The organism is Sphingobium sp. B11D3B (assembly GCF_025961735.1).
Taxonomy (GTDB): domain Bacteria; phylum Pseudomonadota; class Alphaproteobacteria; order Sphingomonadales; family Sphingomonadaceae; genus Sphingobium.
Genome location: NZ_JAOQOF010000001.1, coordinates 2441293 through 2458982, shown reverse-complemented (window position 1 = coordinate 2458982; position 17690 = coordinate 2441293). Strand labels below are relative to the sequence as shown.

General features: G+C 60.0%; 13 protein-coding genes. 10 read left to right on the top strand and 3 right to left on the bottom strand.

Annotated features, from left to right (window positions below):
- Positions 1-31 precede the first annotated feature (31 nt).
- On the bottom strand, positions 32-1423 hold the full coding sequence (locus M2333_RS11470; protein ID WP_264611840.1) for an MFS transporter: 1392 nt from the start codon (positions 1421-1423) through the stop codon (positions 32-34).
- Between the two features lie 137 nt (positions 1424-1560).
- The gene (locus M2333_RS11465) at positions 1561-2112 is read right to left on the bottom strand and encodes a MarR family winged helix-turn-helix transcriptional regulator (protein ID WP_264611839.1); all 552 of its coding nucleotides are present in this window, start codon (positions 2110-2112) and stop codon (positions 1561-1563) included.
- A 265-nt stretch (positions 2113-2377) separates the two neighbouring features.
- Here M2333_RS11465 and M2333_RS11460 point away from each other — a divergent pair, with 265 nt between their 5' ends.
- The 9 genes from M2333_RS11460 to M2333_RS11420 all read left to right on the top strand — a co-directional run bounded on the left by M2333_RS11460 (position 2378) and on the right by M2333_RS11420 (position 12250).
- The gene (locus M2333_RS11460) at positions 2378-4006 is read left to right on the top strand and encodes a hypothetical protein (protein WP_264611838.1); all 1629 of its coding nucleotides are present in this window, start codon (positions 2378-2380) and stop codon (positions 4004-4006) included.
- Between the two features lie 11 nt (positions 4007-4017).
- Positions 4018-4920, top strand: coding sequence for an NAD(P)/FAD-dependent oxidoreductase (locus tag M2333_RS11455; RefSeq protein ID WP_264611837.1), 903 nt, complete (start codon positions 4018-4020; stop codon positions 4918-4920).
- 739 nt (positions 4921-5659) lie between these two features.
- Positions 5660-6799: an MHYT domain-containing protein gene (locus M2333_RS11450; RefSeq protein WP_264611836.1), complete on the top strand. Its 1140-nt coding sequence runs from the start codon at positions 5660-5662 to the stop codon at positions 6797-6799.
- A 238-nt stretch (positions 6800-7037) separates the two neighbouring features.
- Positions 7038-7556 carry a spore coat U domain-containing protein gene (locus M2333_RS11445; RefSeq protein ID WP_264611835.1) on the top strand — a complete coding sequence of 173 codons (519 nt, stop codon included), beginning with the start codon at positions 7038-7040 and terminating at the stop codon, positions 7554-7556.
- Between the two features lie 36 nt (positions 7557-7592).
- Entirely contained in the window at positions 7593-8132 is a 540-nt protein-coding gene (locus M2333_RS11440) for a spore coat U domain-containing protein (RefSeq protein WP_264584170.1), read from the top strand.
- A gap of 24 nt (positions 8133-8156) precedes the next feature.
- On the top strand, positions 8157-8909 hold the full coding sequence (locus M2333_RS11435) for a molecular chaperone (RefSeq protein WP_264584171.1): 753 nt from the start codon (positions 8157-8159) through the stop codon (positions 8907-8909).
- 96 nt (positions 8910-9005) lie between these two features.
- Positions 9006-9569, top strand: coding sequence for a hypothetical protein (locus tag M2333_RS11430; protein ID WP_264611834.1), 564 nt, complete (start codon positions 9006-9008; stop codon positions 9567-9569).
- Positions 9570-9737: 168 nt separating this feature from the next.
- Positions 9738-11267, top strand: coding sequence for a fimbria/pilus outer membrane usher protein (locus M2333_RS11425; protein WP_264611833.1), 1530 nt, complete (start codon positions 9738-9740; stop codon positions 11265-11267).
- The gene (locus tag M2333_RS11420) at positions 11258-12250 is read left to right on the top strand and encodes a spore coat U domain-containing protein (protein ID WP_264611832.1); all 993 of its coding nucleotides are present in this window, start codon (positions 11258-11260) and stop codon (positions 12248-12250) included. The genes M2333_RS11425 and M2333_RS11420 overlap by 10 nt, the downstream gene beginning before the upstream one ends.
- A 436-nt stretch (positions 12251-12686) precedes the next feature.
- On the opposite strand, the gene M2333_RS11415 is transcribed toward M2333_RS11420, so the two are convergent.
- Complete coding sequence (locus M2333_RS11415) at positions 12687-15122, bottom strand: sulfite reductase flavoprotein subunit alpha (protein ID WP_264611831.1); 2436 nt, start codon at positions 15120-15122, stop codon at positions 12687-12689.
- A gap of 147 nt (positions 15123-15269) precedes the next feature.
- On the opposite strand from M2333_RS11415, the gene M2333_RS11410 reads away from it, so the two are divergent.
- On the top strand, positions 15270-17465 hold the full coding sequence (locus M2333_RS11410; protein WP_264584175.1) for a TonB-dependent receptor: 2196 nt from the start codon (positions 15270-15272) through the stop codon (positions 17463-17465).
- Positions 17466-17690: the final 225 nt, after the last annotated feature.

Here is a 17690-nt window from a genome sequence, read left to right as displayed (position 1 = left end):
CCCCATTTTGCCCGGCGACTATGACTGCGTCCTACCGTCGCGCCTGCTCCGCCTCGTCTTTAAGAACGCGGGTCACGGCCTCGCCATAGGGTCGCATGGCCAGCCAGGTGAGCAGCAGTCCCAGCGGCCCGAGTACCGCTGTCGTCGCCAGCATGGCGTAGCGCAGCATGCTCTCGTCGACGAAGACGAAGTCCGTAATCAGCGCCACGAACAGCGGCCCCAGTCCCGCGCCGACTACGCTGATCGTGAACAGATAGATGGCACTGAGTTGGCCTCTCATCTCATTTGGCGTGATGATCTGGATGGCCGAATTCTGCCCGGGTGAACCGATCGCATTGCCCACGCCGCTGAGTATGATCAGACCTAGCGACAGCCACGGGGTGGGCATCAGCGGCATGGCGATGGCCGCAGGAACCGTGATGAAGTTGGAGTAGAGGCACAAACGGATCATCGCGTCCGGGATCTTTTGCCGGTCCAGACGTTCGGCAATCAAGGTGCCGATTACCAGCCCGATGGGCGTCGTGAGGAGCGCCGCAAAACCCAGCAAAGGCCCAACCTGGTTGGGCGTCCAGCCATGGGTGCGCTCGAAGAAGGCGACACGCCATGCCGACATGCCGAAGGATTCGATTGCACCGATGGCAAGGCTGAGGAGCAGGGGCACGTAGACGCGCTTGTTCGACCACACGAAGCGGGCGACCTCTGGCAGCGGGACCGAGCCCTTGACCTTGCGGCCCTTGCGGGTCGGTTCCTTGACCGTGAAGAAAAAGACCAACGCGACGAGCAATCCGGGCATGCCGCAACTCAGGAAAACGAACTGCCAATCGCGTAGAAGACCAAAGCCCGGGACATGGATCGGCGTGATGTCCTTCACCAGCTCAAGAAGAACGCCCCCGATGATCATCGAGGCGGCCATGCCGCCGGCAATACCCATCGAGTAGATAGACATGGCTCTGGGCAATTTACTGCGCGGCACGATATCGGAAATCATCGACATCGAGGTTGGCCCTTTGACGGACTCGCCCGCGCCGACGATCCCCCGGGCGATAAACAGCGTGAGATAGCTGTAGGCCAGCGCCGACAGCGCGGTGGCCATGCTCCAGATGCTGAGGCCGACCGTCAGGATGTTGCGGCGATTGCGCACGTCCGTCACGCGCGACATGGGCAGGCCCACGATCATGTAGAAGAACGAGAAGGCGAAGCCGATCAGCAGCCCCATCTCGGTATCGCTGACTTGCAGATCCCGTTTGATCGGTTCGACAAGCAGGGAGATGATTCCGCGGTCGATGTTCGAGAGCACCGAAATGAACGAGATCATGCCGACCGCGTACCAAGCGGATCGCGGCTTGGGCCAATCCTGTACACCCGCCGACGATACGCCGCTATTGCGCTGGTCTACCGTTCCGGACGACGCCGTGCTCGCCATGCCAATCCCCTCCCGTGCCAACCGATCGCGCCGGTCGCTGCGAGTGCCATCCAATCGCGATTCGCGACGGGCAGACAAATTGATAGCATAGCTAATTATATGTGCAACTAATCACATTCTCGGTGGAAGAATCCCGCTCATTCCTGCGCAGTGGGAGCAGCCCCGAACTTGTTCAGCATGGCAATGCCGGCATGCAGATCGGCTTCCGTCCAGCCATCCAGCAGGCGCGCGCGCACCTCGTCGCTCCGCTGGACCAGCCGCTTTGCGAGAGCTTTTCCCTTGCTGGTCGGCTTAATCATTTTCGATCGCCGATCCTCCAAGCCCGGAACGCGCTCTATGAGCCCATCCGCTTCCAGCGCGTCTAGCAACCGAACGAGCGTCGCACCTTCGATCCTCAGCCGGTTGGCCAAAGACTTTTGCGTGCTGTGCCCACCGGAGAGGACAATCACGAGAAGCGCTTCCCACAAAGCGCGGGTCTGCCCCTCGGCGCGCAATTCCTCTTCGAGCATCACGCGCATCATGCGCATCGCCTCACGCAGCCGGCTGGTGAAGCGAAACCTTAGGTCTTCGATCGAACCTTGCTGATACCATTGGGCGTAGTGCGGCAAGGCGCTGGGTGGCGTGCCCTCTCCTGGGCCGCTGGTTCCCTCCGCAGCACGATCGATATTCGCTCTCTTGGGTATTTTCATCTGCTTCGCTCTGCACGCCGTCGCTGCCCTTGGCCTCATTCGCATCGATTGCGAAAGACGCAAGTGGCACGAAGGCTATGGATCGTATTACTTATAATTAGTATTGCAAAGTAAATTTGCCTGATTATCTTCTCCTGCGAGGATATGCGGCGAACGCGCCACGCCCCATGATGGGATATGTCTCGGAAAAACGGCGGAAAGTCGTCTGTTGGAGAATGGAATGGCAAGCGCCGTATCAGATAGCGTTCGTACTAGGCAGTCACATATGATCGTACATAACCCCGTCGGTTACCCGCCGATCGTCACGAAAAAGGCGCTGGCTCCTCGTTTGGAAACCTTGCAGGGCAAAACGATATTCCTGATCGACAGCCGATTCGACGACTCCACGCGGCTTCTTGAACAAATCCAACTCTGGCTGAATGAGAATCTGCCGGACGTTCAGACCCATCTGGTGCCCATGTCCGGCTATTATGGTCGGGACGATCCGGAATTATGGGCTCGGGCGCAGTCTGAAGCGGATGCTGTAATCTTTGGCGTGGGCCATTGCAGCACCTGTGCGCCCGCCGTAGCAAAGCACGCAGTGACGCTCGAAAGCAACTACGGGCTGCCCACCGTCTCGGTCCATACGGACAAGTTCGCGGCCATCGTCCGCTCCACGGTTCGCATGGCCGGGCTCGGTCTCGCACCGCGGGCATTTGTCCCCCAACCGGTCATGGGGAAGAGCGCAGATCAATTGCGCGCTTATGTAGAGGGCGAAGATCCTGTCACCGGCCTCTCATTCATGCGTGAAATAATCGATGCCCTGACGTCGGACATCGCCGCTGCCGGCGATGAGCCGGTCCAGTTCGCGCGCACACCGCGGCTGCTCGATCCGGCGAACGAGGATGCGCTTCACAAGCTGTTCCTGGACAATGATTGGACCGACAAGCTGCCGATTGTCCTCCCAACCGAGGAACGCGTCGCTGCTATGCTAGCGCATACCAGCCGCAAACCGGACGAGATCGTCGGACGAATGCAGCCCACTGCAAACCGCGGCCTCTGGGAGTACACAGTGGAGAAGGTGGCGGTGAATGCCGTGATGGCCGGCTGCCTGCCCGAATATTTTCCGGTCGTCCTTGCCATCGCCTCTTCCGGCCTCAGCGCGCGCAGCAGCACGTCCAGTTCCGGTGCGGCCATGGTTGTCGTCAACGGCCCCATTCGCCAGCAGATCAACATGAATTGCGGTGTGGGGGCACTCGGGCCCTACAACCACGCCAATGCCACCATCGGCCGCGCTTACGGGCTGCTGTCCCAAAATCTGCAGGGCGGCTCGGTTCCCGGTGAAACCTATATGGGATCGCTCGGAAACGGCTACACGTACAACAACCTCACATTTGCCGAGAATGAGGAGCGGTCGCCTTGGAAGCCCCTGCATGTCCAGAAGGGCTTTGATCGCGAGGACAGTACCGTCAGCATCTTTTATGGCGGCCGAACCACGACGTTCAGCCTTGGCCTGCGGGAAACCTTCTGGCGCGAACATGTGCAGGACATGCTGCGAGCCACCGACGTCGTCGGCCCGCCGACGCTGGTGCTGGACCCGATCGCGGCTCGGCAGTTCATTGATCGCGGCGGATTTGACACGAAGGAAAAGCTGATCCGCTTCGCCTATGAAAGCGCTCAAATGCCCGCCGCGCGCTACTGGGATCTGCAACTGGTGCAGAACTACATCTATCCTAACGCCACGCTTGGCGCAGAGCCGGCCGCCGCCAAGCTCAAAGCTGCGCCGGATGCGCTTGTTCCGATGTTCAACGAACAGGACATCAATGTTGTGGTGGTGGGCGGCGAGAGTAATGGCTATTGGCAGATATTCGGTGCGGGCTACCGCACGACCATATCGGTCGACGATTGGCGCTGAAGAACGCGACCATGAGCGAGACCCTTGACCTAGTAGTGATCGGCGCCGGCGTTGCCGGGCTCAGCGCTGCCGCAACCGCCGCGGAATGGGGGCTGGAGACGGTCGTCATCGAGCATCTGGCAGCGGGCGGACAGATCGCGACCGTAGACCGCATCATGAACGCGCCAGGTCACCCGGAGGGTATCGCGGGCTACGAGCTAGGGCCGGCGTTGCAAACTCAGGCGGAAAATGCCGGCGCGCGCTTTCTTGTCGACACGGTTGAGGCCGTCTCGCTGAGCGACGGCCACTTCCTCCTTCGTTGCGCTGAAACGAAATTGCGATCCAGAACGGTGATCGTGGCGACGGGGTCGCGCCGAAAGGCGCTCGACGTGCCCGGAGAAGCCTCTTTCTTGGGCCGGGGCGTTTCTCACTGCGCTTCCTGCGACGGGCCGTTTTTCCGCGGCAAGGATATGGTCGTCGTTGGCGGAGGCGACTCGGCCTTCGATGAAGCGGCCTTGCTCGCTGAGCATGCCGCGGCGCTCACCATCATCCATCAAGGACCTCGGCCTACGGCGCGTCGCTCGCAGGTCAGACGCATCGAAGCGCTGCCGAATGTGAAGATCTTTGCCAATAACCGGGTTGTAGCGATTGCGGGCGATACTGAGCTGAGGTCGGTGATCCTGGAAGGTGGACGGAACATATCCGCCGCCGCCGTCTTTCCTTACATCGGTCAAGCGCCGAATACCGACTGCGTCCAAGCCTTTGTTGAACTGAACAACGAGGGACGCGTGGTAACCGCTTCTGACATGCAGACCTCTGTCCCGGGTTGTTTCGCTGCAGGCGATGTCCGCTCCGGTTTCGAGGGTCTGATCGCAACTGCTCTAGGAGACGGCGCAAAAGCAGCGCAGTCAGCCTCGCACTTCATCAAGATATAAAGCGCAGCATGTGTTCGGATATGAGTTTGTAAACGCGCCGTGAGGTCCTGACTGGACTGCGCGCCATGATCTGCAACATCTCTTCCACTAGGGCTGACTGTCGCTCCGGTGTCTCGTTTGCAGAGACGCCCGGCGTCCCTGAATGAGATCATGGCGGACGCTTCCATTTCGACCTTCGAGGGCGATGTCCAGCGCGCGCTTAGCAGTTGATGAGCAGGGGGCTTTCGCCGCCATCTCGGACGTTCAAATCGTTGAACGAGCATCACGAAAGCGGCCATTCGTTCAGTTCCGTTTTAATGACGCGAACTGGCACTCACCTGCCTTCGTGGGTTAGCAGTCGAATGGTAGGTTCGGCTAAAAGCGGAGGACAATTCGCAAGCCTCCGATGGCCTCAATTACGACGATCTGAAAGGCAAATTATCGCCGCAAAAATGGAGTAGCAGAAACTCGGATAAACGGTGTCGTCTTACGGGTTCGACCCTAGTAACTTTGGCTAGTGGAAGTCGACTTAACGAATGCGGCGGATGGTCTGTGGTGGTGTATGTCGACAAGAGGTCACCGGAAGTCGTCTCTAGCAAACATAATTCGATCTCAGTTAGGCGGCGCACACTCGCCAACGTCACTCGCCGAAAAATTATGAAGAAATTTAATTAGGCTTGTCCTGCAGTATTCGGTCTCGTGGTCGAATTTACCACATATAAACCCGATCATGCCTTTTTTTGCGACGTAAGGGGGGCGTATGTTTCAGGTAATCGAGTGCATCTGGACAGAGCATGATCATCTAGTCATCGGAGTGGCCGCCGGGATCTGGATAATCGGAAGTCTCGCGTTCTTTCTCGCGCTCGAACGCGCGCAGGAGTGCCAGCAACAACGGCGTGCAGTTTGGCTATTAATAGAAGCCATCGCTGGAGGACTGGGTGTTTGGGCGACACACTTTGTTGCGATGCTTGCATACAGGGGTCGGTTGCCAATTGGGTATGCCTCCGCCCCGACGATAATATCTGCGGCGATTGCCGTCGCTGGATGCTGGATCGCGCTCATGGTTCTGGGAACGTTTTCTCTAAGTCGGTGCGTCGTGGCGGGCATGACACTCACCGCTGCTGTAGGCGTCGTGCATTTCACAGGCATGGCGGGAATTCAGGTTCAGGCGAACATCCAGTATGACTGGACGACAGTTGGCGTGAGTGCCGCTGTAGCAATGGCGCTCTTCACACTCGCATTTTTTGCCTTCAGCCGCATGCCTCGATTTTGGCATATTCTAGGCGCTGCCACTGCATCGATTGTCGGCGTTTGCGCCCTTCACTTCACGGGAATGTCCGCGACGACGCTCATATTCGATCCGACTCTCCCGTCGGTCGAGGTTGGCTCAAGTCGGGCCTGGCTGATTGGAGCGACGGCAGGCTCAACCTTAATCGTTATCCTGTTTACGGGTTTCGCAACACTGATCGATCGCTATCTGACCGATCTAAAAGGCTTCGCCGATGCGACACTCGAAGGCATTGTGATCATGCGCGAAGGCAGGGTCGTCGAGGCCAATCACCGCTTTGCAGAATGGGTAGGGGTAAGCGTTGAGGATTTGTTTAACCTCGACCCCGATAGATTGATGGTGGCGGAGGACGGTTGCCCGGTAAGCGAACTCAGAGAAAGTCCCGTTGAGGCTGTGCTGCGGGGGCAGGGTTCAAACAGGGTGTTCGAGGTTGGAGTTCATGAAATTGAGTATAGAGGACGCCCGTCGAAAGTTCTGGCCGTCCGGGATCTGACTCACGCCAAGGCAGCGCAGCGCCAGATCGAACACATCGCGCGTCACGATAGCCTCACTGGATTGCCCAACCGTACATTGTTGAGTGAACGCCTGGACCATGCAATTGCATGTCTCTAACTCTTGCCGGGCTCAGATCGAGTAAGCGTCGTGAGAATATGAGCTTGACCATGTATTAATGCCGACGCAGAAAATATCAGACGGAAGCCGCCTTTCGATTTCTCCCTATTTTTTAGCCGCTTAACTGATAATTTACCTATTACTCTGACAATAGGCGCTAGGAGAAACCGCTAGCTGAGAACGGCGCGGCCCTTTGTTAGGGAGAAGGCAGATGTGGAGACGTTGCTTTCACGGTTTGATGTCCGCAGGTCTTATCGGCGCGGTTGCTGCGCCGTCCTTGGCGAACATCAACGGCACGATCGATGCAAATATCACGCTTGAAGCCGGGTGCGTCATCAATGGCCAAAGCCATGATGACGGATCGAGCGCCGCAGATTTTGGATCGCTCAACTTCGGTTCGCACAATACGCTGTTCACACAGGCTGACGGACAGGTGATGAACGGCGGCAGCGCCTTTGAAATTCAATGCAGCTCGGGCATCGCACCGGTTCTGACTTTCAATGCCGGTCAGAATGATGGCGAGGGCGCTGGCGCGGGTCTCCGAGCGATGGCCAATCAGGCGCAGGCCGGGCAATATGTGACCTACAACCTCTATTCAGATGCGGGACGCAGCACGGTCATCCCCATCGGCGACTCGATCACGCTTGCGAGTACCGGGGCACTGCAAACTGTGAACGTCTACGGCCGGGCCTTCGGGGAGGCGGGACTTCTTCCGGGTGCCTATTCCGATGTGATCACGGTCACGCTGGAACTGTAACGGTTCAGTCAGCGAGCGGAGATGGAGTGAAAGCCCATGCAACGCCAGCCGATCAGAATCGCTCTATCCCTCCTCGGGGCCGCGCCATGCTGGTTTCAGCCTGCGACGGCTGAAACCACTGCCCAGTTTCAGGTGGCCGCTACAATCACGGCAGGATGTCTCGTCAGCGGTCTTGGCGGCAGCGGGTCTGCGAGTGCTGTTGGCCTGCTCGATTTCGGCGAGGATTCAACCTTCTCGATGGCGACACACACAGCCAGCCTGGGGGGTAGCCAGTCCATTACCTTGCGCTGCACGCCGGGCGCAAATGTCACCATGTCGATTGACGGGGGGCATCATGCTGCAGCGGGTTCGCGGCACCTTCAGCTCGGCGGCAACAACGCTGCGCGCATCGCTTACGTCGTTTGTTCCGACGCCACTTGCAATCAACCCGTCGCCATTGGTGCAGGCACCGCGATGGTCGTGACGAGCGGAAACAGCAATGACGTTCACTTGCCCGTTTACGGGCGGCTCATGCTCCCAGGCGGACTGCCCGCAGGAGACTACACTGACACATTGACGGTCACCTTGCAGTGGTGACCCGCGTTTCAGGAACGATTGATCATGATCAGGACATTATCGGCTTTTGCCCTGGCAGCGGTTTCGCTTCCCGCGATCGCTCAGCAGCCTTCATCGGTCCTGCTGTGGCCGGTCAATCCAGTGATCGAGCCAGACAAACAGGCTGCAGCGCTCTGGTTCGAGAACCGAGGTGATGCCCCGGTGACGCTACAGGTTCGCGTTTTCGCATGGGCCCAGCAGCAAGGTCGCAATGTCTACGCGGCGCAAGATGATGTGATCGGCACGCCCCCCATCGTCACGATTGCACCGGGGCAGCGACAGCTTGTGCGGCTGACGCGGACCACGCCGCCCCCTGCCCAGCCCGAAGCATCCTACCGCGTGATTGTGGATGAAATCCCTGTCGTCCTGTCAATCGGGACGCAGCACGTCGGGCAATCTCTCAGTTTCCGGATGCGCTATTCACTCCCGCTTTTCTCCTATGCGTCAGCGACGAAGGTCCTTCCGGTCACGGAAACGAGGTCGCCGGAGACTATGCCGGATTTGCATTGGCGGGTCGGGCAGGACGACGACGGCCGCTTTCTGGAAGTCACGAACCGGGGTGACATCCACGCCCGCCTGCTCGACGTGGCATTCGTGCACGGGGCGCTCCCCTCCTCGGTGTCGAAAGGCCTGCTAGGCTACGTGTTGCCGCGTTCGACCGTCCGGTGGCCCTTGGATGAGACGATCGAAGTGTCCGACACACTGGTGGCATCCCTGAACGGCAGATCGCCCACGCAACTCGCGCTTGCGGACGATTAGAAACTTCATAGGCTCATGCTTTTCCTAACCCCCCGGAGCAGACGCGGCCCGTGGCACACATGTCTGTTAACCATGTTTGCCTGGGAGGGCGCAGGTATGGCCGAGCCGGCTCAGACCTTCGGCGATTTGCCACCGCCCCCAACCGCCAGGATTGTTCCGGATGATCAGACGCTGCTGCTGGAACTCGTCATCAACGGCCGGGCAAGCGGTGTGGTCGTACCCGTTTTGCAAAGTGGAATGCGCTATGCGGTGAGGACGGATGACCTGCGGCAGCTTGGCCTGCCCGTTACCGACAAAATCGAACCGCGGATGTTCCTGGACGCACTTCCCGACGTGACTGTGCACTATGATGCAGCGCAGCAGCGCCTGAGCATAAACGTTCCGCCCGGATATCTCCCGGAGCAAAAACTCTTTGGCCGCGCGCCGGCTCATCAACCGGCAAGCAGTGGGACCGGCGCGCTCTTCAATTACGAGATCTTTGCCGCCGACGGCGCGCGCACCGCACCGCACGCTTCGCTCTGGCACGAGGCCAGAGTGTTTGGACCTTTTGGAACCGTTTCGACCACGGGTGTGGCGCGCAGCGAGGGCAAACCGTATATTCGATATGACAGCCGCTGGGCGACCTCCAGCGAACAGCACATGACAACCTTGGAGGTTTGAGATTTCATCACGCGCGGTCTTCCCTGGGCATCGGCGGTCAGGCTCGGTGGCGTTCAGTACTCGCGCGATTTCCTTGTTAGACCGGACGTAATCACCTACCCGGTTCCCGGTTTTTCCGGGTCTGCCGCGCTCCCTTCCACCATAGACCTGTTCGTCAACGACCAGAGGGTGGCCGGCGGGGCTGTTAACCCCGGACCGTTCTCTCTCGAAACTCTGCCTCCGATCAGCGGCCAGGGAGAGGCAAATCTGGTCGTGACGGACATGCTCGGTCGCAGCATCGCGACCACGATGCCCTTTTACGTGAGCAGCGCCCTTCTCCGGCCCGGATTGACTGACTACGCAGGTGCCCTTGGCCTTTTCCGGCGCAATTACGGCTTCAGCAATTTTGACTATGGCGGCATGGCGGCGACCGCTGCCGTGCGCCACGGGCTGAGTGATGCCCTCACGCTCGAAGGGCGTGCCGAGGCAACAGCCGGGTTCGTCTTGGGAGGCTTGGGCGGTGTGCTGCGCGCCGGCCGCTTCGGCATTCTGAGCGCATCCTACAGCCTGAGTGATCGGGGCGGCACCCGCGGCAGCGAGATAAGTCTGGGTTATGAATATCAGGCGCGAAGCTTTTCAATCGGCGTCAGACATAGTCGCCGCGATGCAGACTTCGCTGACCTTGGCTCGCTCGAACATCCCATCTCATCACATGCTCGCCAGCTGTTCTCCGCAACATCCAGCGCGTCGCTCGGGCGGGCCGGCAGCCTCGGCTTCGCTTATATCGATGTGAAGTCAGGCTCCGTCCGCCATGCGCGGCTCGCGAACGTCTCCTGGTCGGTTCCGCTTGTCCAAAGCAGCCGACTCCACGCGACGCTTTCAAGAGAAATTGGTGCGAGAGGTTGGTCCGGCGGTGTAACTCTCTCGTTCAACTTAGGCGGCCAGCGAGGAAACATGGCCGCAAGTCTCGCGAAAGACATGAGCGGGCCGGAAAGCTGGCAAATCGACTACGCGCGACCGATCATGAGCCAAGGAGGTCTTGGCTGGAGTGGGAGCGCAACCGGACGACCGGGCGCGAGACCCTATCTGCGGGGAGACCTGACGTGGCGCGCATCAATGGCAGAACTTCGTGGCGGCATTTATGGCGCCGATGCCGTGAGGGCATGGCTGGGAATAAGCGGCACCGTGGTCGTGATGGACGGCGCGTTCTTTCCTGCAAACCGCATCGCCGATTCATTTGTGCTTGTAAGCACGGAAGGCGAACCCGATGTGCCGGTGCGGTATGAAAACCAGCTTGTTGGCCATACCGATAGCCAGGGCCGTCTCCTGATCCCGTGGGTCAGCGCCTATTATCAGGCGCAGTACGAGATCGACCCTCTCTCCCTGCCTGGCAACATGCGGACCCCGACGGTGTCACAGCGCGTCTCGGTCGCTCGGGGTAGTGGCACGGTGATCACCTTCCCTATCCGCCAAGTGCGGCCCCTCTTGGCGAAGCTGACCAATGCTCGGGGGCTCCCTGTTCCGGCAGGCTCTGTCGCCAGCATCAACGGTGCAACGACCAGCTATATCGGCTGGGATGGTTTGCTGTTCATCGAGGACGCCGCCGACCAGAACCGCATCGTCATCACACAAGCAGGCGGTGAAACATGCACGCTCGACATCCGTGCCGGCGCGCACACTCAGAGCATTGCCGACGCGGGAGTGCATGTATGTCGATGATCAAAAGGCTTTGCTGCTTTGCGATTCCGGCTTGTGCGGCGGTCACGGCGATACCAGCGCAGGCCTGCACGGTCGGGGCGACCACAACGAACCTCGGCAGCCGGTCTTCTTATACCATTGCCGCTTCATCGCTGACGGGTAGCGGCGCGGCGGGCCTTTCTTGCGACGTTGTGCTCGCGGCACTGACCACCCATTATGTTGGCCTCAATATCACCGCATCGAGTTTCCAGTTGACCGGCCCGGGGAACAGTTCGATATCGTTCTCGGTATCGAGCACGTCGGGCGGAGTCGCCCTTGGTGTGGGAACATTCTACAATCTTTCCTCGCTCAGCCTCGTCAGCCTGTTTTCCGGTGTAAACAGTTCCATCCCGCTATACTTCCGCACTACCCCGACCGCAGGCTTGCGGGCTGGCCTTTACAAAGGTTCGCTCAATCTGCGCTGGTACTATTCGGTCTGCTCGCTCGGAGTCGCTCTCTGCCTCGACTATTCGAACAGCCCAGGCTTCATACGCCCTGGCCCATTTGCTTCGCTCAACTGGGGCAGTGGTACAGCGGTCACGGTGAACATCGAGCTGACTGTCGAAAATGACTGCATCATCAATGCCCCCAGCGTCGATTTCGGCTCTGCCCCGATCGTCAGCGCCTTCAATCCTGTCACGCGCACCATCCAGATTCGCTGCAGCGCCGGGTCTGCCTACTCCGTCGGCCTTAACAACGGCGGCAACCCGGATAATGGCGTGCGCCGCATGAAATCCGGCAACAACTTTCTCCGCTACGAAATCTACAAGTCGGCATCATCCGCGGACCGCTGGGGAGACCAAGGAAGCGCGAGACGCAGTAGCAGCCAAGCCGATGCTAATGCAGGAACTTACGATTCATTGACATCACAGAGCTTCACCTATCGCGCCGAAATCGAAACGTCGCAGACGGCGGTGCCAGTCGGCACCTATGAGGACACGATCACGATCGACGTCGCCTTCTAGACCAGAGAGTGAAGACGACAGTCACCTGAATTAACGGCCAAGTAGTGCCTTCCTTCAACTTTACTGTGACGATCCGATTTTTCAGGGCGACAAACGATAACTCAATACAAGTGGGCGTGAATGGATGCCGCGCGGAATAGCCGTCGATAGCGGCAGGCCCCCGCACTGTTCGTGCGCATCATCGCCGACCAGCGTTCGTCCCATCGCCGCTGGGATTGGAGAACGATCACGGAGATGCCTGAAGCCGAAACCGCCCTTACCAAGCGCCAAGCCTGGAATGCCGGACGAACCATGGGCGCGAAGCGGGCCGAGCTGCCACTGAATGGCCCCTTTCGTGGCCATAGGAGACCCGTTGGAACTACCCTCGTAATTTGCCATATACTCATCCGTTCCGACTGAGCTGGGAATGGCCAGTATGAGAAGTCGCCCCGGTTCTCTAATAAATGTCGCGGCGATATCGGCCTGAATCTGCCATTGCTTCCAGCACGTCGTCGCCCACGATCTCGACAAGCGCTTCATGCACAGCCGGCGCCATGCCCTTTATGCTGCCGCAAACGTATATGGCGGCGCCACCTGTGATGAATGCCCTTAGAGCAGCCCCTCGAGCAGCAAGCCTATCCTGCACATAGGCCCGTTCGGATTCTTGGCGCGACCACGCGAATTCGGCATGCGCGATAACGCCCAACGCCTTAAGGCGGTCGAGCTCTTCGCGGTGGAATGCATCATGGTCCGGATGTCGTTCACCCCAGAACAACCAGATGGGAGCGCCGCCTTCCGCCTCACGGGCGCGCAGATGTGCCAGCAAGCCGGCCAGGCCGGTGCCATTGCCGATCAGCAGCAGCGGCGTCGAGGGATCCGCCTGCGGATGGAAGCCGGGATTTGTCCGCACGCGCGCCTCGATGACGTCGCCGATCGCCGCACCGGCAGTCAGCCAGCCTGATCCAAGGCCGGGCAGGCCATCCTCAGCCACGCATTCGCGCACGATCAGTTCCACTCGGTCCGAAGCGGCGATTGAAGCAATCGAATATTCGCGGTGGGGCAGCGGCCGCAGCGCCTCGACGGCGGTTGCACCTTCCGTGCGGGGCGACAAGATGCGCGTGGAGAGGAACGCGGTCAGTGTTTCCGTCAGATCCAGGCCGGCGCATTCGGCGTAGCGCATAATGCGATGCGAATTCTGTCGCGGCACGATCTCCAGAATATCCCCCGCCTGCCAGCGGGATACACCGGGCACAGGTGGGGCAAGCGCGATATGCCAGGCCGGGGCGCCGTGGCTGCCGGGATTGAGCACCCGCCGTTCGATCAGTCGCCAGGGTTCCATTGGCGCTGGTGCCCAATCCGGTTGATCGACGCGCGCTCCGAGCCCGCCGAGTTGTTGCTGCCACTGGCGTTGCGCGTCCTCGTCCTGCCCGTCCATCTCCACCAGATCGAACAGCCGCGCGGCCTTCCCGTCATGCAGCCATCGGTCGACATGATGGCCAAACGCACAGAAATCGGGGTATTCGCGATCGCCCAGCGCCAGAACGGCATAACGCAGATGCGATAGATCCCGCGCCGGCCGGCGCATCCAGCGGGCGAAGCTGCGCGCCGGATCAGGCGGTTCCCCTTCGCCATAGGTGGCGGCGACCACCAGAAGCGTTTCTGTGCGAGCAAGCCTTACCGCATTGAGAGAACGGATGGGCAGGACGGAAGCACCAGGGAGCGCGCTGGCGGTGAGCCGCGCGAGCCGTTCCGCCGTGCCTGTCTGGCTGGCGAAGGCGACGATGGTGGACGAGCCCTCCGCACCCGGCAGAGCAGGTGCGCCGTTCTCGGTTCCAGTCACGTCCTGAATCGTTGACCATAGCGCGCGCTTGCGCCGTCGCCGCGTGAAATAGAGCAGGAAGCCGGTGATCGTGAACAGCGGCATCAGAAGGCTGGAGATCGTCAGGCCGATCCGCCCGATCAGCCCGAAATAAGCGCCGCGATGAATCTCGTAGATGCTCACGATGATGTCCTGCCCCCATGATCGCTGGGCATAGGGGACATCGCTGATGACGGCGCCGGTGACGCCGTCGATCACCAGTTCGTCAGACACGCGATGATGCCGCGCGTCATGGTGCCTCGCGCGGAACTGCACTGTCCCATTCGAGCGCAGGCTGGCGGTGACCGTGGCATAGGAGGCACCTTGCGTCGCCCGTTCGAACCCGCGCCAGGCGAGAGCGATATCGGGCTCGGCGTGGTCCGATCGGGACTGAGGCAACGATTGTGCCTGTTCAGGCCCCGCCAGCAGCCGCGTCAGTCCGTCGCTGTACCAGCCATAGGACCACCACAGTCCCGAAAGCGCCGACACCAGATAGAACAGGATCAGCCAGCTTCCGACCACGGCATGAAGAGCGCGATAGAGATTTCGCCCTGACATGCGCAGGTCCAATACCAGCCACGCGCGCCAGTCCACGGGACGCTTCGGCCAGCGTAGGTAGAGGCCTGAAAGGGCGAAGAAGACCAGCGAGAGCGCTGCGAATCCGGTAATCTGGCGTCCCCAGCCCTTGCCTCCGTCGGGCAGAGCCATATAGCGATGGATGTCAGTCACCGCTTCAAAGAAGCCGTCGCACCGGCCAGACCCGAGTAGCCTGCCGGTAGTGGGTTCGACATAGTTGGTCTGTCGTTCGCCCCCTTCAGTAAAGCTGATCCACGCGGCCCTGCTTGGATCATCATGCACGATGATGCGGCCGATCTCAGCGCTTGGCCGCTGGCTCAGAACCTTTTTGGCCAACGCCGGGGCCGGCAGCAGCGGCCGACCATCCGGCACCAGGGTGACCACGCCGGGGCTCAGCAAATCGACGATCTCATCCCGGAAACTGAGCGTGGCGCCCGTGATGCCCATGATGGCCAGCACAATCCCGGCCGTGATGCCCAGGAACCAGTGCAGTTGAAAAATGATCGAGCGGGCCACGGCGAACGCACTTCCTCTACAGAGGGGTTGTTATTGATAATTATTCGCGTTAACGGCGCGCCCTGTCCTGGTCAAATGACAAAAAGGGGAATGATCATACGTACCGCTCTTGCCAAAGGCGTCAGCCTTTTCGCGCTTATCGCTGCGCCTGCAGGTTCGGCACTGGCGCAGAATGACAGCGCGCCGGCCCATGCGGATATGGCAGCCAGCGACCAGATCGTCGTAACCGCCGCGCGCACCATATTGCCGCCTAATGCCCTGCCGCTCACCATTGACGTGATCGACAAGCAGGCACTGGACCAGCAACTCGCCATGTCCGGCTCGGTCACTGATGCCGTCGCGGTTCTGACTCCCAGCTTCTCGCCCACGCGCGGCAAATTGTCGGGCGCAGGCGAAACGCTGCGTGGGCGTTCGCCGCTCTATGCCATTAACGGCATCCCGCAATCCACGCCGCTGCGCGACGGCAGCCGTGACGGCTTCACGATCGATGGCTTCTTCATCGATCGGGTGGAGCTGATCTACGGATCGAACGCTCTGCAGGGCATCGGCGGCACTGGCGGCATCGTCAATCAGGTGACCGTCGGCGCACCGAAGCAGCAGGGCTGGTCGGGCCGCGCCTTGCTTCAAGGCACGTCAGCGGACGGCTTTGAACACGCAGGGATAGGCGGCAAGGTCGCCGCGCTGGTGCAGAACAAGTCCGGCATCTTCGACATCACGCTCGGCGTTTCCTTCGAAAAGCGCGGCGTGTTCTATGATGCGCAGGATCGCCCGATCGGCGTCAACGTTACGCAGGGTGAAACCCAGGATTCCAAAACGCTGAACCTGTTCGCGCGCATTGGCATGGAAGTGGGCGATACCGGCAGGCTCGACCTCACCGCCAACCGCTATGAATTGAACGGCTATGGCCGCTATGTGCCCGTGGTGGGGAATCGCGCGACCGGCGTACCCACCAGCGCGACACGCGGTAATCCCCCGGGCAAGCCCGCCGCAAATCGAACTGAAAGCGTCGCTTTGTCATACACCGACAGCGATATGTGGGGCGGCAATCTGGTGACGCAGATTTTCTTCAATCGCACCTATGATACATTCGGCGGTGATCCCAATCCGATCGCGTCGTTTCAGGATCCCGCTCTTGCGCCAATCGGCACGCTGTTCGACCAGTCGGAGAATCGCTCGCGCAAACTGGGTGCCAAGTTCAGCTATGAACGCGCTTTCCCGGGCTTCGAGGCGCTTACAGCCACGGTCGGCGTCGACGCGTTGTATGACAAGACAGAACAGCGGTTGATCGCCACCAATCGCATCTGGGTGCCGCCCAGCGAATTTCAGGGCATCGCTCCCTTTGGGCAGGCAAACCTGAAGTTGCTCGACGGCAAGCTGCGCCTCGCGGGCGGCCTGCGTTGGGAAAATGCAAAGGTGAAGATCAGCGATTATCACACGCTCGCCGCCAACACATATGATGGTTTGAACCCTGCCACATATGGCGGTGTCGATGTGGCAGGGGGCAGCCCGAGCTTCAGCGAGATGCTGTTCAATGGCGGTGTGATCGTGGAGCCGGTGCCCGGTATCCGCGCTTATGCCAGCTACGCCGAGGGCTACACCATGGCAGATATCGGGCGCATCACGCGATCGGTGGACGAGCCTGGCTTTGATGTGAATGGCCTCGACATCAGCCCGGTGATCTCAAACAACCGCGAGATCGGCGCGGAGGTGAAGCGCGGGCCGCTCGATGCGAGCGTCGCCTATTTCTGGTCGTCCAGCAATAAGGGGCAGGTGCTGATTGCGGCGGGGAATGGCATCTTCGAAGTTCAACGCCAGCGCGTCGAGATCCAGGGTCTGGAGATCAACATGGGTATCCAGACTCCGATCGACGGGTTGAAGCTGTCGACAGGTTACGCCCATCTCATCGGCCGCTACGACAGCGACCGGGTGGACGGCATCGTCGATACCGATCTGGACGGAACCAACATCTCCCCCGATCGCATCAACGTGGCGATAAACTACGCCAAGGGGCCGCTGTCCGCGCGCGTACAGTCTCAATTCTATCTGTCGCGTAACTTTCATGGGAAGGCGAACCCAGATCAGCGCAACAATTTCGGCGGCTACAACGTCACCGACGCCAATGTCCGCTATCAGACCCGTTTGGGCGGGCTGAGCCTGAGCGTCCAGAATCTGTTCGATAAATTCTACATCGACTATAGCTCTGACACCCGCCTCCCCAATGACAATTTCGCGTTCTTCGCCGGCCGCGGGCGAACCTTCACTCTCGGATGGGACTTCCGCTTCTGACGAGACGCACATCCCGCGCCGGTAACCACAAGGCTATCGGTGCGGTGAGTCATGCTACGGTTTTGGACTGCTACTTATTGTAGCGAAATCATAGCAGCGCTTTCACGGCTGCAGCGATGTGACCAAATGGTGTGTCCGCCATGTGTCGTGTTGCATCGCTGCGATTTGAGCTTCTAGCTTTAACAAGAACTTAAGTGCATCATGTGGCGATGTGCGTATTAATGA

What these genes read in the sequence shown, in the direction of transcription:
- M2333_RS11465 (WP_264611839.1), bottom strand. Translation starts at nt 2,112, where the DNA reads ATGAAAATACCCAAGAGAGCGAATATCGATCGTGCTGCGGAGGGAACC.
- M2333_RS11435 (WP_264584171.1), top strand. Translation starts at nt 8,157, where the DNA reads ATGATCAGGACATTATCGGCTTTTGCCCTGGCAGCGGTTTCGCTTCCC.
- M2333_RS11445 (WP_264611835.1), top strand. Translation starts at nt 7,038, where the DNA reads ATGTCCGCAGGTCTTATCGGCGCGGTTGCTGCGCCGTCCTTGGCGAAC.
- M2333_RS11440 (WP_264584170.1), top strand. Translation starts at nt 7,593, where the DNA reads ATGCAACGCCAGCCGATCAGAATCGCTCTATCCCTCCTCGGGGCCGCG.
- M2333_RS11420 (WP_264611832.1), top strand. Translation starts at nt 11,258, where the DNA reads ATGTCGATGATCAAAAGGCTTTGCTGCTTTGCGATTCCGGCTTGTGCG.
- M2333_RS11430 (WP_264611834.1), top strand. Translation starts at nt 9,006, where the DNA reads ATGGCCGAGCCGGCTCAGACCTTCGGCGATTTGCCACCGCCCCCAACC.
- M2333_RS11450 (WP_264611836.1), top strand. Translation starts at nt 5,660, where the DNA reads ATGTTTCAGGTAATCGAGTGCATCTGGACAGAGCATGATCATCTAGTC.
- M2333_RS11460 (WP_264611838.1), top strand. Translation starts at nt 2,378, where the DNA reads ATGATCGTACATAACCCCGTCGGTTACCCGCCGATCGTCACGAAAAAG.
- M2333_RS11410 (WP_264584175.1), top strand. Translation starts at nt 15,270, where the DNA reads ATGATCATACGTACCGCTCTTGCCAAAGGCGTCAGCCTTTTCGCGCTT.
- M2333_RS11455 (WP_264611837.1), top strand. Translation starts at nt 4,018, where the DNA reads ATGAGCGAGACCCTTGACCTAGTAGTGATCGGCGCCGGCGTTGCCGGG.
- M2333_RS11470 (WP_264611840.1), bottom strand. Translation starts at nt 1,423, where the DNA reads ATGGCGAGCACGGCGTCGTCCGGAACGGTAGACCAGCGCAATAGCGGC.